A 14,062-nucleotide genomic window follows, 5' to 3' on the forward strand; every position below is an offset into this window, starting at 1 on the left:
CCGCTCCCCGCCCTGACCTTCGCCACCGGCCGCCCCCCCGTAGGAAGCCTGTCCGGGATCCCGCGACGCATCACCCGCCGCGCCGTTCCCCCCGCTCGGGGACGCCTCGCCACCCGGCCCAGCGGCCGCGCCGCCCGTGGCCTCGCCCGCGCCGCCACCGTGAGCGCCGCCCCCAGGACCGCCGCCGGGGCCGCCCTGTGCCGCCGACCCCTCCGCCGGTGCGGAACCACCCGCCGAGCCCGGGGCATCCCAGCCGCCACCCGCCGAAGCGACAGGCCCACCAGGGGCACCTTGGCCGCCCGCAGAACCCGGGCCACCCTGATCGGCCGGACCACCTTGAAGAGGCTGACCACCCTGAGCGGACACGCCGCCCTGAGCGGACGCCCCTCCCGGAGCGGACGCGCCGCCCTGAGCGGACGCCCCTTCCGGAGCGGACGCGCCACCCTGAGCGGACGCGCCGCCCTGAGCGGACGCGCCACCCTGAGCGGACGCGCCACCCTGAGCGGACGCGCCACCCTGAGGAGGCTGACCACCGTGAGCAGACGCACCCCCCTGAGCGGACGCGCCGCCCTGAATGGACGGGCCACCCTGAGGAGGCTGACCACCCTGTGCGGGCGGGCCATCCTGTGCGGAGGGGCCGCCCTGAACGGAGGGGCCACCCTGTGCGGGCGGGCCACTCTGAACGGAGGCGCCGCCTTGGGGTGACGGGCCGGGCTGGGGAGCACGGGGTGCCGGCTGGGGAGCGCGACCGCCCTGAGGGACGGGCGAGCCGCCGACCACGGCTTCGACCCGCCAGGTGCCGCCCAGCACGTCGCCGAGCGCGCCGGCCACGACGGCGTCCTTGCCGCCACCGGTGAAGTTCTTCATCGCGCCGACCTGGGTGAATCCGAGCGTGACCAGGTTGCCCTCGACGCCGACGACCTGGGCGTTGGTGTTGACGTTCGCCCAGACGACGATGCTGCGCTTCTTCAGCGCGGCCAGGACGGCAGGCCAATGCTGCTGGATCGAGCCCCCGCCGCCAGACGTCGGTCCGGGCGCCTGGGCAGGAGCGTGCTGGACCGGCTCCGGCTGTGGCTGCGGCGCCGGCGCACCAGGCCGAGCGGGCTCAGGCCAGTCGGCATCCCCCCCGGAAGCGGCTTCACCGGAAGCAGCCCCGCCAGCAGCCCCTCCGGAGGCGGCCCAGCCGGAAGCAGTCCCGCCGGATGCGCCTCCGCTGGAAGCCGCGCCGCCCCCTGCGTGGTCACCGGAAGCGCTGCCACCCGTGGAGGCGCCGGACGCGGGGACCCCATGCGCATCGGCCGCGTGCGCATCGACACCACGAGCGTCGGCACCACGAGCGCCATCGCCGTGGCCAACGGATGCAGGCCCGGACGCGGGCATCGCAGCGGTCGCACCGCCCGGCATTCCGGAAATGTCGCCCCCAGCGCCACCGGGCCGACCGTGGTCGACGCCCGCAGCGCCGCCGGCACGGCCGTAGTCGGCCGCCGGGGCACCGCCCGCGGGGCCGCCTGCCGTACCGGATGACGATGTGGAACGGGCGGCGATCTGGGCGACGACTCCGCCGCGCTCCAGCCGTTCGAGACGGGTGAGGAGGGCCGCCTCGCCCTGCGCGGCGCCGGGCAGCAGCACCCGCGCGCACATCAGCTCCAGCAGCAACCGCGGCGAGGTCGCGCCGCGCATCTCGGTGAGGCCCGCGTTGAAGATCTCGGCCGCGCGGGTCAGCTCGGCGGGCCCCATGGACGCGGCCTGGGCGACCAGGCGGTCGAGCTCGTCGGCGGGACGGTCGAGCAGCCCGCTGGTGGCCGCCTCGGGAACGTTGGCGAGGATGACCAGGTCACGGAAGCGTTCGAGCAGGTCGGCGGCGAACCTTCTGGGGTCGTGACCGCCCTCGATGACCCTGTTGACGGTCTGGAACACCGCCGCGCCGTCACGCCCGGCGAAGGCGTCGACCACCTCGTCGAGCAGGTCACCGTCGGTGTAGCCGAGCAGGGAGACGGCCTTGGCGTACGTGATGCCGTCGTCCTCGGCGCCCGCGAGAAGCTGGTCGAGGATCGACAGCGAGTCACGAGCCGAGCCCGCGCCCGCGCGCACGACCATCGGCAGCGCCGCCGGCTCGAACGGAACGCTCTCGGAGGTGAGGATCTCCTCCATCAACGCCTTGAGCGTCGCGGGCGGCATCAGCCTGAACGGGTAGTGGTGGGTACGCGACTTGATCGTGCCGATGACCTTTTCCGGCTCGGTCGTCGCGAAAATGAACTTCAGGTGCGGCGGAGGCTCCTCGACGAGCTTGAGCAGCGCGTTGAAACCCTCGCGGGTCACCATGTGCGCCTCGTCGATGATGTAGATCTTGAAGCGTGCCGAGACGGGGGCGAAGAAGGCCCGCTCACGCAGGTCACGCGCGTCGTCCACACCACCGTGGGAAGCGGCGTCGATCTCGATGACGTCGAGGTGTCCTGGGCCCGTCGGGGCGAGCGCCACACACGACTCGCACTCGCCGCAGGGGTCGGGCGTCGGGCCCTTTTCGCAGTTGAGCGAGCGGGCCAGGATGCGGGCGCTGGAGGTCTTGCCACACCCTCGGGGGCCGCTGAAGAGGTAGGCGTGGTTGATCCGGCCGGTGCGCAGCGCCTGCCGCAACGGGTCGGTGACGTGCTCCTGACCCTTGACCTCGGCGAAGGTTCCGGGCCGGTACTTGCGGTAAAGCGCAAGACTCATGCGACCATCCCGCCTGCGAGGGGGCTTCCAACGAAGAGACCCCTCGCACACCCGCCAGAGCCCGCTTATCCTTGCTGCCTTCCGGCCCTGGGGAGGTTCACAGGATGACGCCGCGCGAGGGGTCCTTGGACAGTCTAGCCCCGTACGGCAGTGCTCGCTCCCGCTAAATCGTGGTCTCTTCACTAGGAAGAGTCCGGTAAGCTTCTCGACGGAGGATTCGCCTAGTGGCCGAGGGCGCACGCTTGGAAAGCGTGTATAGGGCAACCTATCGGGGGTTCAAATCCCCCATCCTCCGCCAGTCCAGAAGGGGTGTGCCGTGATCACGGCACACCCCTTCTGGCTTTCAGACCTCGGCGGAATGCCCCCATGGCTCCGTGTCGACTTGCCAGCGTCCCGCCGAAGACCTCAGTGCCAGGCCTACAGGTTGCGGTAGACGTCGCGGCGATTGCCAACGACCATGACCCATACGATCAACAGACCGTCCTCGATCGTGTACACGGCCCGGTAGTCTCCGACCCTGAGTCGCCACCGCGAGCTGTGCCCCTGGAGGGCCTTTATGTCGAAGCCCGTGGTGTCGCCTTCATCCAGCGCCTTCTGAAGTTCGGTGAGGCGATGGAGGATCCGCAGAGCGTCGGTGCGAGGGATCTTGAGCATGTCCCGCTGGGCGTGCGGGGTGAACCGCGTGACGTAGCCCATCGGGGTCAGGCGTGGTGCGCGCGAAGCATGGCGGCCATCTCTTCGAGGGAGATCGATCCCTCAGAGCCTTCGGATTCCGCCTCGTCTGCCAATCGGTTGAGCCATGAGTCCTCCACCTGCTCCGCCAACTGGCTCAAACGTCGATACTCAATAATGTCGATCACAACAGCTTCCTGCTTGCCGCGTCGCGTGATGATCGTCGGGGTCTCGTCGCGACGAGCGCGATCGATGACATCCGCAAGGTGGCTGCGGACTTCGGCCATGGATGCAATCACCGGGTCGCTCATGCAATAAATGTATCAGATGTACATCTACAACATCAGGCCCTCAGCACCAGCCGCCGTCCTCTACGGACGAGCTCAGACTCACAGAGAACGTGCCCGACCCGTTCAGCCACACCGACAGTGCGACGTCCTCGCCGTCGATGGCCTTGGTCGAGCAGAGTCCATTGGCGTCGTCCTCGGCGGAGGGCTTCCATCCGTCCCTGGCGGCGACCTCGCGGTAGAAGTCGAGCACGTCGTTCCGGCCCGCTGGAAGGCGGTAGATCTGTTGGACGTCCACGATCCGGTCGTCCTCCTCGCAGCTTGTCTTCCGTTCGCCGTACGGCTGGGCGCCGGAGGGGCGGTTGTCGAAGATGCCGTGCGCGGACAGGGACACGGCCAGCCGGTCTTCGTTCTCGTGGCAGCCGTAGGTGAGAAGGAACGCGGCGACCGGCACGCCGATGGCCAAGGCGACCAGTAAGGCGACGGAGCCGATGATGGCCACGACGGCGGTCAGGAGCTTCATTCCACCCTCAGTTCCTCGAGAGCTTCTCGCTGGACAGGTGCCGGGCTTGATGATGCCGGACCCGCCCGGCCTCCGCCATGTCCTGCCTGTTCCGGTCCGGTGATCACCGCCGCCCGGGGCAAGAGCGGACCCGAACGGCTTCCATCTTTGAAAGGCGGGAACGACCTGACGGGTCAGATACGCCCTCCTAGGAGCAGCGACACGGTGACGACCGACCGGCCCGCCGTACCGGGCGACTGGGGCGGTCAGCCCCAGAACGGGGCGGTGACACGGCCGCCGGGGAGCGGTTTGCTGAGATGGGCGGGAGTCAGTACGGCACCGCTGATCCGGGAGACCAGGGCCAGAGCGGCGGGAAGGTGGTTGTCGATCTGGTCGTCGGCCGCGGGATCGATGCCGAGCTCACGCAGATGCTCGTCGAGATGGTCAGGGGCGACGCCCTCACGGTTGCCGGGGAACTCCGGGTTGAAGGACGTGAGGACCTGGCCGTCGGCGGCGTAGGCGAAGTGGTGGTTGGCGTAGTCATGGCGGCTGACCACGATGACCCGCCCGCCGTCCCGCGACAGCTCCAGGAGCACCTCGGGACGCAGCCCCTGCCAGCCGTATTTCTCCACCGCGACGGTCCACTCTCCGAGATCGACCGCCCTGACGAGGTCGCCGTGGCCATCCGTCGCTTGGAGACGCTCGTCCACGTCGTCGTCGGTGAGCGGCCCGATGTCCTGTGGCGCCACCCCGAACCTGCGCAGAACCTCACGCTCATCCGGATGCTGGACGAAGGTGAGCGTGTAGATGGGGCCTAGTGCCCACAGGTCGTCCTGCCAGGCGTAGTCGTCGGGGGTGGCGCGTCCGTCAGGTTCCCGGACGGTGGCGCGAACCAGCTCGATCCGGTCCGCTGCCGCGAGGGCGTCGGGGTTGGCCGCGAAGAAGGCGTCGATGACGTGGGAGGCGATAAGGCCCCGGTCGCTGACGCCTAGTCCCTGAGCCCGTCCCCATTCACGGATGCGCCGGCTCAGCTCCATGGAGAAGAGGATGTGCGACACACGCTGTGGAGAGACCGGCATGGAAGTGAACGTACCGACCAAAGGTCTCCGCGCCGACCTCTCGACTGTGATCAACTGAGCCCATGGAAGCCGTCCTTGCCGGGCTCTTCGCGATCGGCGGAACCTTACTGGGTTCCCTCGTCACCTACCTCTTCCAGCAGAGAGCCACACAGCGAGCCGAACAGTTCACGATCTCCGCGCGCCTCCGAGAGGAACGCATGACGGTCTACAGCGGGTTCGCCGGGACCGTGCTGGAATTCCGCTCCGCCCAGTACACCCGGGCCTTGCAGGGGTTCGAGGGCAAGGAGGACACAACCTACGAGGAGGCCAAGGCGACGTCGTACCGACTTCGCGCGGCATCATGGCACTCTCTCTATCGGGTGCGCCTTCTGGCCGACGATTCCGAGATCACGCGCCTCGCGGAGAACGCCATGATCCTCGTCGCCGACATGCACGATGCCGAGGGCAGGTCCGCTCTGACCCGACGAGGCGACGACGTGCGTGAGGCGGTCGAAGAGTTCATCACCGCGGCGTCAGCGGAGGTCACGAGGGCGAAGCCGGTGCCGAAGTAAACGTCAGGTGGCCACCAGGGCGCGGGAGCGGTCGGTGGCCAGGTGGATCGCCATGCCGCCCAGTACGGTGCCCATGAAGTAACGCTGGAGGCGCACCCACAGCGGCCGGGTGGCCAGGAACGTGGCCAGGGTGCCCGCGGAGATGGCGATCAGGCCGTTCACGGTGGTCCCGACGGCGATCTGGACCGAGCCGAGCGCGAGGCTCTGGAGCAGGACGTTGCCCGCGTGCGGGTCGATGAACTGCGGCAGCAGCGACATGTAGAGGATCGCGATCTTCGGGTTGAGCAGGCAGGTCAGCAACCCCATCGAGAACAGCCTGCGCGGCGAGGCCTGCTCCAGTTCCTGGGTCTCGAAGACGGATGCACCACCCGGTTTGAGGGCCTTCCACGCCAGCCAGCCGAGGTAGGCCGCGCCGGCCAGCTTCAGTCCCGTGTACGCCGCGGGCACCAGCGCGAAGATCGCGGTAAGGCCGAGACAGGTGGCGGTCAGGTAGATCGTGAAGCCGAGCGCCACACCCGTCAGTGAGATGAGGCCCGCGCGCCGGCCCTGGGTGATGGAGCGTGAGACCAGGTAGATCATGTTCGGTCCCGGCGTCAGCACCATGCCAAGAGAAACGAGTGCAATCCCGATAAGTCCACCCATCATGTGCGCCATTTTGCCCGATTACGGAGCGTATTTGACCAATGGCCAGGGAAGGGCATCCGCATGCAGTTCGACGACGATGCCCAACTCGATCCCTCGCAGGTCGAGGACGCCAGAGCCTCGGGCCCCAGGCCGCGCGGGGGCGGGGGCATGATGCCCGGCGGCTGCGCGCTGCCGATCGGCGGCAAGGGCGGCGGCTGCCTGCTCCTGCTGATAGGCATCGCCGCGCTGTTCCTCTTCCAGATCATTCCTACGAACCTCTCCGGCGACGAACAGCAGCCCCAGCCCGCCCCCCAGCAGTCGCTGCCCTCGCCGCAGGGCGCGCCGACCGGGAACCTGGCCTCTCGCTGCAAGACCGGCGCGGACGCCGACCAGTCGGAGGACTGCCGCATCGTCGGCACCGTCAACAGCATCCAGGCCTACTGGAGGCAGGCCTTCGCCGAGCGGGGCCACACCTACTCCCCGGCCAAGACCGTGCTGTTCTCGTACGCCGTCAACACCGCCTGCGGCCGGGCCGACGCGGCGGTGGGCCCGTTCTACTGCCCCGGCGACAAGAAGGTGTATCTGGACCTGTCGTTCTTCGACACCCTCCAGCGCGACTTCGGCGCGAAGGGCGGGCCGTTCGCCCAGGCCTATGTGATCGCCCACGAGTACGGTCACCACGTCCAGGGCCTCCTGGGCACCATGGCCAGGCTCGGCAACGACCGGCGCGGCGCCACCAGCGGAGCCGTACGCCTGGAACTGCAGGCCGACTGCTACGCCGGCGTGTGGGCCAACAACGCGGTGCGCACCGGCTTCTACACCCAGCCCTTCAGCCAGGCCGAGATCGACGAGGCGCTGAGCGCCGCGGCGGCCGTCGGCGACGACCGCATCCAGCGCCGCACCACCGGCATGGTCCAGCCGGACGCCTTCACCCACGGCACCTCCGAGCAGCGCGAGAAGTGGTTCAGCATCGGCTACGAGAGCGGCAGCCCCGGCCGCTGCGACACCTTCACCGGCGGGATCTGACTGATCCATCCGCTGGAGGGCAGTGGGGGTGAATGGATTTCCGTGACCAGGCCAACCTCGACGCCTCACAGGTCGAGGAGCGCAGCGGCGGCCGCAGTCGTATCCCCGGCGGCGGGCTCGCCGTGGGCGGCGGGATCACCGGCATCATCGCGCTGATCGCGGCCCTCGTCTTCGGGATCAACCCCGGCAACATCACCGGCAACGATCCCGAGGGCATACAGCCCACCACGAACCTGTCCGAGGAGTGCAGGACAGGCGCGGACGCCGACCAGTCGGAAAAGTGCAGGGTCGTCGGCGTCGTCAACAGCATCCAGGAGTACTGGGACGGCCTCGACGACTACTACTACCAGCAGGCCAAGACGGTCCTGTTCGCCCAGGCGACGAACACCGGGTGCGGCGCGGCGGACTCCTCGGTGGGCCCGTTCTACTGCCCGCGTGACCAGCAGGTCTACCTCGACCTGAGCTTCTTCGATCTGCTCCAGTCGCGGTTCGGCGCGGAAGGCGGGCCGTTCGCGCAGGCTTATGTGATCGCCCATGAGTACGGTCACCACGTGCAGTACCTGGCGGGCCAGTTGGGCCGCATCGGCCAGGACAGGCAGGGCGCCGACAGCGGCTCGGTGAAGCTGGAGCTGCAGGCCGACTGCTACGCGGGCGTCTGGGCCAAGCACGCCGTGGAGACCGGGTTCTACGAGCGGCCCTTCACCCGGTCCGACATCCAGCAGGCGCTGGACGCGGCCGCGGCGGTGGGCGACGACCGGATCCAGGAGCGGACCCAGGGCATGATCGACCCGGAGGCGTTCACCCACGGCACCGCGCGGCAGCGGGTCACCTGGTTCACCACCGGCTACGAGACGGGCTCTCCTGACCAGTGCAACACCTTCCGAAAGGGCATCTGACCTGCGAAGAAGGCGAATCTCGCGAATCTCTTCTAAAATCGATGGGGTGATTTTTAAGTTGGTCGGCGACGGTCGCCCATATCCAGAACACGGTCTGAGCAATCGCGAGTGGGCGCAGATCCCGCCTCGGCAGGTCCGGCTCGACTCGCTGGTCACCACCAAGGCCATGCTCGACCTGCACTCGCTGCTCGCCGCTGACTCGACCTTCTATGGCGACCTGTTCCCGCACGTGGTGCAGTGGCAGGGCGAGCTCTACCTCGAGGACGGCCTGCACCGCGCCCTGCGCGCGGCGCTCCACCAGCGGTCGATCCTCCACGCCCGGGTCCTCGAACTGCCCTCCTGACACTCGGGAAGGCAGCTCGGGGGCCCTTGTCCTCTGGGGGTTCGCCATGGGCTACCCATCTCAACCGCCGCCCCATGGTCCCGGATACGTCCAGATCGTGGTGCCCGTGCCCGTCTGCCCGCCCCCAAGAACGCAGTACGTGAGGTCGGTCACCAAACGGCGCGGGCTGAGCGCGCCGACCCACGCGGCGCACTTCGTCCTGACGATCTGCACGTGCGGGCTGTGGGGGCTGTTCGTATGGTTGCCCTGGTGGATCTTCCGCCTGATCGTGCGAAGAAAGTCGACCACGCACCACTACTACTACTACTCGTCCCCATGGCAAAGGGCCGCCGATCGGTAACGATCAACGGCCCTTTGCTGTGGCGGTGGTGGTGGGATTTGAACCCACGGATGAGTTGCCCCATCACACGCTTTCGAGGCGTGCGCCCTCGGCCACTAGGCGACACCACCGCGCACGAGCTTACCGGATCCGCCGAGTGCCGAAGAACTCCTTAAGCGCCGACGCACACTCCTCCTCCAGCACCCCCATGATCACCTCGGGTCGATGGTTGAGCCGGCGATCGCGCACCACGTCCCACAGCGACCCGACCGCGCCGCCCTTGGCGTCGACCGCGCCGTACACGATCCTGTCCACCCTGGACAGCACCGCCGCGCCCGCGCACATCGTGCAGGGTTCGAGCGTGACCACGAGCGTGCAGCCGCCGAGCCGCCACGTGCCGAGCGAGGCCGCGGCGGCGCGCAGGGCCAGCACCTCGGCGTGCGCGGTCGGGTCGGCGCTCGCCTCGCGGTCGTTGCCCGCCCGTGCCAGCACCTCGTGGGAAGGGCCGAGCACCACCGCGCCGACGGGGACCTCGCCCCTGGCGGCGGCCGCGGCCGCCTCGGCGAGCGCCAGCCGCATGGCCCCGTCCCAGGGGCTCACCGCAGCCTGTCGAGCTCGTCGGCGAAGGCGAGGCGCTCGGCGATGACCGAGAGGATGTCGGCGGGCAGCACGCCTTCCTCCATGCTCAGCTCGATCAGCTCTTCCTTGGTCACTCCGAAGTCGCTTAGCAGCTCGAAGTCGCCCGCCGGCCGTACGCCGAGCGCGGGGTTGTCCTTCTCGGGCGCGACGCCGGCGAACTCGGCGAACAGCTCACCCAGCGTGTCGGAAAGGCCCGCCTGCGCGTCGGACAGGAACACCCGCGGCTCCTCCTCGCCCCGGTAGCGGGCGATGGCGAACCACTCGTCCTCCACCTCGACGCACAGCAGCGCCAGCTCGTCGCCGCTCAGCCTCAGTGTCTCCTGTACGGCGTCGCCGAGGTCGTCGACGATCTCGGCGTCGCTCAGATCGATCTCGGCTCCGCTCCACCCTTCGGGTGTCCTGACGAACGCTGCCGAGAAGATGGCGCTGGAGGGCATGCCACTGCTCCCGAGATTCAGCCGAAGACCGAGTCGATGGCCCGCTCGAACGGCTCGGAGAAGCCGAGCCGCGCGGCGATGCTGGACAGCATGTCCTCGGGGTGAAGGTCGATGTCACCCGAGAGGATGCCCAGCTCCATCTCGTCCAACCCGAGGTCCACAAAGATCGACAAATCGCCCGCGGGCAGGGCCGTGTCCTCGTCCTGGAGGATCTCCTCCATCTCGTCCTCGTCGGGCACGGGGACGTCGAGGTACTCGAGCACCTGCCGCGCCAGCGGGTAGTCCCACGAGGCGGCGATGTCGGACAGGAAGACGTCGACCCTGTCGCCCAGCACCCGCAACGCCACGAAGAACTCGTCGCCCACGGCCACCAGGCCGATGGTTCCGCTCTCGCTCGGCTGCTGCTTCAGCGCGTGGATGAGACCGTGGAGATCAGAGGTGAGCGCGACAGGGAGCAGTTCGGCCTCCCAGCACTCGTCCTCGCGATAGACCACGATGGCGAAGTCGAGCGCATCTTCGTCTGTCATCGTCGTGCTCCCCACCCGACCGCCAGCACGGCCTCTACGAGCTCCAATGGTTTCAGAACCGTCCACCGAGCGTAGGGCCGTCCGACCAAATTGTGATCAAATCCAAGTACGCGACGTGCCGGTACCTTCCACACAAGATAGCGTTGTCCGTTATGGAGACCCTCGTCGTCGATCACCCCCTCGTCGCGCACAAGTTGACCACGCTGCGGGATGTCCGTACCGATTCGCCCACTTTCCGGCGGCTGGCGGACGAGCTGGTGACCCTCCTGGCGTACGAGGCCACGCGCGACGTCCGGGTCACGGACGTGACCGTCCAGACTCCGGTGGCCCCCGCCCACGGGGTACGGCTGGCCAAGCCGTACCCGCTGGTCGTGCCCATCCTCAGGGCGGGGCTCGGCATGCTCGACGGCATGACGAGGCTGCTTCCCACCGCCGAGGTCGGCTTCCTCGGCATGATCCGCAACGAGTCGACGCTGCAGGCCGAGACGTACGCCACCCGCCTGCCCGACGACCTGTCGGGACGCCAGTGCTACGTGGTGGACCCGATGCTGGCCACGGGCGGCACGCTGGCGGCGGCGATCCAGTTCCTCTTCGACAGGGGCGCGGTCGACGTGACCGCGCTGTGCCTGCTGGCCGCCCCCGAGGGCCTGGCCTACATGGACAAGGTCTTCGCCGACTCCGGCAAGCCGATCAGGGTCGTGACCGCCGCCCTCGACGAGCGGCTGAACGAGAACGGCTACATCGTCCCCGGCCTCGGCGACGCGGGCGACCGCCTCTACGGCGTGGTCTGATCCACTCTTTCCCGCGTCAACGCTCCCCACTTCGTTACATACTGTGGTTGTGTGGGTACGAAGAGTAACGAAGGCATCTCTTAAGCGCCTCCTTCCGAGAGGCGCACGTCGGGGAGCACCATGAGCGAGCCAACCACGAGTCCCTATGCGGAGGTCGAATCGGCCCTTCGCGACGAGTTCGCGGGAGTCCATTCCGCGAGCACGGTCACGCGCTGCGTCGAAGCGGCACACTACGGCGCACTCGAGGTCACCGGCTATGCCCATCCGGGCCTGGTCGAACGGATCGCTCGCAAGCACCTTCACGTCCTGGCGCTCGTGGCGAGCGAGCGGGGCTAATCAAGATCAATAAACCCCGCGACGCTTAAGGCTGCCGTTGCGCTTTACCGAGCCACCCGGCTGGGTAATGTATACGGCGGGTGTAGTGGGCACGTGGTAGTGGAGGCGACAGTGCAGGTCAAAAAGGTCCTCACCTATGGTGGTATCGCATTCGTTGCGTACTACCTCTTCGCACGACCAACCGACGCGGCGGACGCCGTGCGAGGCGCGTTCGACACGGTGTTCAACGCGGCCGACTCGCTAGCTCAATTCTTCAACAGCCTCGCATGAGACTTGTGACCCACGGGGACTCTGCTCCGTCGTCGGTCAACCGCTACCTACTCCCCCACGAACACCAGGTCATCATGGTACGGCGACACCCGGCCGTGCTGCTTCGCCCTGTCGCCGAGGTCTTCGGCGGCCTGATCATCGCTGGGCTGCTCAGCAAGTTCTTCGGCGACCAGGGCGGCGGCACCGCCTTGGTCGTCGTGTGGTGGCTGTGGCTGCTGTTGTTGATCCGTTTTGTGTGGAAAGTCGCCGAGTGGTCGGTCGACTACTTCGTGGTGACCTCGAAACGGATGTTGCTCACCACGGGCCTCATCACGCGCAAAGTCGCGATGATGCCGCTACAGAAGGTCACCGACATGAGCTTCCAGCGCTCGTTGCTCGGACGCATGCTCGGTTACGGGGAGTTCATCCTGGAGTCGGCAGGTCAGGACCAGGCTCTGTCAACGGTCGAGTACATCCCGTATCCGGAGACCCTTTATCTCGAGGTCTGTCAGATGCTTTTCCCGAGCAAGGACGAAGGGGACGATTAACCCTCTGTGAAGAGATTTCTCGGGTGGGGATACCCGATTCGGTCGCTTCATGCAATCATTGCGACACATTGACCCTTCCCCGCCCTGAGAGATGAGATGCCGAGTCAGGGAAACATCGGTGACCGCGTCCGAGGACTGCGGCTGAACAGGCGGATGTCTCAGGCCCAGCTGGCCGGGCCCGACCTGTCGGACAGTTATGTCTCACTCATCGAGTCGGGCAAGCGCACGCCGACTCCCGTTGTGGCCAGACTCCTGGCCGAGCGCCTGGGATGCACCACCGAGTTCCTCCTTCACGGGATCGAACCTCGGCAGCGCATCGACACGGAGCTCGGCCTTCGTCACGCCGAGCTCGAGCTGCGCCACGGCGATCCGAACGTGGCCGCCGAGCGCTTCACCGAGATCATCAAGGCGGCCGGCGAGGAGAACGCGATGCTCGCCGCGCACGCCAGGCTCGGCAGGGCGCGCGCGCTCGAGGCACAGGGCAGGCTCGGACCGGCTGTCGAGGCTTATGAGCGGCTGCGTAGGGAGGCAGCCGCTCATCCCGAACGCCTTGCCGACCTGCCGCTGACCGTCGCGCTGGCGCGCTGCTACCACCTCGCCGGCGACCGCCTGCGCGCCCGTGACCTGGGCACCGCGGCGTTCACCCAGGCCTCGCGGCTGGCCGTCACCCAGGGCGAGCTGGCGGTGGAGCTGGCCGCGGCGCTCGTCGAGACGCGATCGGAGCCGTCGCCCGAGCTCACCTACGTCCGGCACGTGCTCGTCACGACGGGCGCGCCTGAGGTTGTGGACCGTTCCGCTGAGATCCACGCGCTGTGGAAGGCGAGCATCGTGGCGGCGGCCGGGGAAGACTCCGCGCTGGCCGTACGGCTGGCCGACGACGCCATCGCCGCAGGTCGCTCCGCTCGTCTGGCGGTACGGCTCGGGCAGGTGGCCATGGCGTGGGCCCGGCTCGGGCTCGCCCCGGCCGTGGAGGCGGAGGAGTTCGCCACGAGCGCGAGCAGGATCCTGTCCGCCTTCCCCGACACCGTCGCCGACCATGCCGAGAGCATGATCGTGCACGGCCGGGTCAAGCTCGGCGCCGGTGACGTCGCCGGTGCGCGCGAGCTCGGCGAGAACGCGCTCGGCCTGCTGCGTAACGTTCCGGGAACGGTCCCTGCGGTGGCCCATCTGCTGCTGGCCGACGCCGCCCTCGCGGGTGGCAGCGACGCCGCCGAGCACCTCCGCTCGGCGCGACTGCTCCTCGACGCGCTCCACGCCCCGCCGTACGGCATCGACAGGAAGGCGGCCAGGTGCTGGCGTGAGCTGGGTGACCTGTACGGCAGGGCCGGGCTCAGGGAAGAACAGACCGCGGCGTATCGTAGAGCCCTCGAAGCCGCAGGAGTTCGTTCCGCTATGGCAGGAGTGCGAGTCGACGCGCCACTTTCCCGCTGAAAAGAACTCCGGGAGCTCCAGATTTGTGTTTTCACGTCTGGAATAATTAGGGTCGACCAGTCATTGACTCATAGGATGATTGGTTTCCCCGGA

Annotated in this window: 18 protein-coding genes, 2 tRNA genes, 1 other RNA gene and 1 pseudogene; 10 read left to right on the forward strand and 12 right to left on the reverse strand. The window is 68.2% G+C overall.

Annotated features, from left to right (window positions below):
- Positions 1 to 579 precede the first annotated feature (579 nt).
- A pseudogene (locus tag ACFXJ8_RS28750) lies at positions 580 to 2,712 on the reverse strand (DNA polymerase III subunit gamma and tau); the annotation flags it as partial.
- 31 nt (positions 2,713 to 2,743) lie between these two features.
- An RNA gene (gene ffs, locus ACFXJ8_RS28755) (signal recognition particle sRNA small type) lies at positions 2,744 to 2,839 on the reverse strand.
- An 83-nt stretch (positions 2,840 to 2,922) separates the two neighbouring features.
- On the opposite strand from ffs, the gene ACFXJ8_RS28760 reads away from it, so the two are divergent.
- Positions 2,923 to 3,010, forward strand: a tRNA-Ser gene (locus tag ACFXJ8_RS28760).
- 119 nt (positions 3,011 to 3,129) lie between these two features.
- On the opposite strand, the gene ACFXJ8_RS28765 is transcribed toward ACFXJ8_RS28760, so the two are convergent.
- From ACFXJ8_RS28765 to ACFXJ8_RS28780, 4 genes are all read right to left on the reverse strand, one after another.
- On the reverse strand, positions 3,130 to 3,408 hold the full coding sequence (locus ACFXJ8_RS28765; protein WP_379647100.1) for a type II toxin-antitoxin system RelE/ParE family toxin: 279 nt from the start codon (positions 3,406 to 3,408) through the stop codon (positions 3,130 to 3,132).
- A 5-nt stretch (positions 3,409 to 3,413) separates the two neighbouring features.
- On the reverse strand, positions 3,414 to 3,695 hold the full coding sequence (locus ACFXJ8_RS28770; RefSeq protein WP_379647101.1) for a type II toxin-antitoxin system Phd/YefM family antitoxin: 282 nt from the start codon (positions 3,693 to 3,695) through the stop codon (positions 3,414 to 3,416).
- Positions 3,696 to 3,735: 40 nt separating this feature from the next.
- Entirely contained in the window at positions 3,736 to 4,194 is a 459-nt protein-coding gene (locus tag ACFXJ8_RS28775) for a hypothetical protein (protein WP_379647102.1), read from the reverse strand.
- A 245-nt stretch (positions 4,195 to 4,439) separates the two neighbouring features.
- A complete protein-coding gene (locus tag ACFXJ8_RS28780; RefSeq protein ID WP_379647103.1) occupies positions 4,440 to 5,210 on the reverse strand; it encodes a DUF6461 domain-containing protein in 771 nt (256 codons plus the stop codon).
- Positions 5,211 to 5,314: 104 nt separating this feature from the next.
- On the opposite strand from ACFXJ8_RS28780, the gene ACFXJ8_RS28785 reads away from it, so the two are divergent.
- Complete coding sequence (locus tag ACFXJ8_RS28785; RefSeq protein ID WP_379647104.1) at positions 5,315 to 5,803, forward strand: hypothetical protein; 489 nt, start codon at positions 5,315 to 5,317, stop codon at positions 5,801 to 5,803.
- Positions 5,804 to 5,806: 3 nt separating this feature from the next.
- Here ACFXJ8_RS28785 and ACFXJ8_RS28790 read toward each other — a convergent pair whose 3' ends face one another.
- A complete protein-coding gene (locus ACFXJ8_RS28790; RefSeq protein WP_379647105.1) occupies positions 5,807 to 6,448 on the reverse strand; it encodes a LysE family translocator in 642 nt (213 codons plus the stop codon).
- Positions 6,449 to 6,508: 60 nt separating this feature from the next.
- Here ACFXJ8_RS28790 and ACFXJ8_RS28795 point away from each other — a divergent pair, with 60 nt between their 5' ends.
- Genes ACFXJ8_RS28795 through ACFXJ8_RS28805 form a run of 3 tightly spaced genes read left to right on the forward strand, consistent with a single transcriptional unit; the run spans position 6,509 to position 8,692 of the window.
- Positions 6,509 to 7,453, forward strand: coding sequence for a neutral zinc metallopeptidase (locus ACFXJ8_RS28795; RefSeq protein ID WP_379647106.1), 945 nt, complete (start codon positions 6,509 to 6,511; stop codon positions 7,451 to 7,453).
- Positions 7,454 to 7,485: 32 nt separating this feature from the next.
- On the forward strand, positions 7,486 to 8,349 hold the full coding sequence (locus ACFXJ8_RS28800; RefSeq protein WP_379647107.1) for a neutral zinc metallopeptidase: 864 nt from the start codon (positions 7,486 to 7,488) through the stop codon (positions 8,347 to 8,349).
- A 46-nt stretch (positions 8,350 to 8,395) separates the two neighbouring features.
- Positions 8,396 to 8,692 carry a type II toxin-antitoxin system VapB family antitoxin gene (locus ACFXJ8_RS28805; protein ID WP_354919110.1) on the forward strand — a complete coding sequence of 99 codons (297 nt, stop codon included), beginning with the start codon at positions 8,396 to 8,398 and terminating at the stop codon, positions 8,690 to 8,692.
- A 60-nt stretch (positions 8,693 to 8,752) separates the two neighbouring features.
- Here ACFXJ8_RS28805 and ACFXJ8_RS28810 read toward each other — a convergent pair whose 3' ends face one another.
- From ACFXJ8_RS28810 to ACFXJ8_RS28830, 5 genes are all read right to left on the reverse strand, one after another.
- A complete protein-coding gene (locus ACFXJ8_RS28810; protein ID WP_379647108.1) occupies positions 8,753 to 8,980 on the reverse strand; it encodes a hypothetical protein in 228 nt (75 codons plus the stop codon).
- 72 nt (positions 8,981 to 9,052) lie between these two features.
- Positions 9,053 to 9,142: transfer RNA gene (locus ACFXJ8_RS28815), tRNA-Ser, on the reverse strand.
- A gap of 10 nt (positions 9,143 to 9,152) precedes the next feature.
- Positions 9,153 to 9,590 carry a tRNA adenosine(34) deaminase TadA gene (gene tadA, locus ACFXJ8_RS28820; RefSeq protein ID WP_379647191.1) on the reverse strand — a complete coding sequence of 146 codons (438 nt, stop codon included), beginning with the start codon at positions 9,588 to 9,590 and terminating at the stop codon, positions 9,153 to 9,155.
- Positions 9,591 to 9,607: 17 nt separating this feature from the next.
- Positions 9,608 to 10,087, reverse strand: coding sequence for a tRNA adenosine deaminase-associated protein (locus tag ACFXJ8_RS28825; protein WP_379647109.1), 480 nt, complete (start codon positions 10,085 to 10,087; stop codon positions 9,608 to 9,610).
- Between the two features lie 17 nt (positions 10,088 to 10,104).
- A complete protein-coding gene (locus tag ACFXJ8_RS28830) occupies positions 10,105 to 10,614 on the reverse strand; it encodes a tRNA adenosine deaminase-associated protein (protein ID WP_379647110.1) in 510 nt (169 codons plus the stop codon).
- 152 nt (positions 10,615 to 10,766) lie between these two features.
- On the opposite strand from ACFXJ8_RS28830, the gene upp reads away from it, so the two are divergent.
- The 5 genes from upp (at position 10,767) to ACFXJ8_RS28855 (ending at position 13,969) form a co-directional block, all read left to right on the forward strand.
- Positions 10,767 to 11,405: a uracil phosphoribosyltransferase gene (gene upp, locus ACFXJ8_RS28835; RefSeq protein WP_379647111.1), complete on the forward strand. Its 639-nt coding sequence runs from the start codon at positions 10,767 to 10,769 to the stop codon at positions 11,403 to 11,405.
- 120 nt (positions 11,406 to 11,525) lie between these two features.
- Positions 11,526 to 11,741, forward strand: coding sequence for a hypothetical protein (locus ACFXJ8_RS28840; RefSeq protein WP_379572881.1), 216 nt, complete (start codon positions 11,526 to 11,528; stop codon positions 11,739 to 11,741).
- A gap of 111 nt (positions 11,742 to 11,852) precedes the next feature.
- Positions 11,853 to 12,011, forward strand: coding sequence for a hypothetical protein (locus ACFXJ8_RS28845; protein WP_354919137.1), 159 nt, complete (start codon positions 11,853 to 11,855; stop codon positions 12,009 to 12,011).
- The gene (locus ACFXJ8_RS28850; RefSeq protein ID WP_192778731.1) at positions 12,008 to 12,538 is read left to right on the forward strand and encodes a PH domain-containing protein; all 531 of its coding nucleotides are present in this window, start codon (positions 12,008 to 12,010) and stop codon (positions 12,536 to 12,538) included. The genes ACFXJ8_RS28845 and ACFXJ8_RS28850 overlap by 4 nt, the downstream gene beginning before the upstream one ends.
- 96 nt (positions 12,539 to 12,634) lie before the next feature.
- Positions 12,635 to 13,969, forward strand: a complete 1,335-nt coding sequence (locus ACFXJ8_RS28855) for a helix-turn-helix domain-containing protein (protein ID WP_379647112.1) — start codon at positions 12,635 to 12,637, stop codon at positions 13,967 to 13,969.
- Positions 13,970 to 14,062: the final 93 nt, after the last annotated feature.

This window comes from Nonomuraea sp. NPDC059194, assembly GCF_042754765.1.
Lineage (GTDB): Bacteria > Actinomycetota > Actinomycetes > Streptosporangiales > Streptosporangiaceae > Nonomuraea.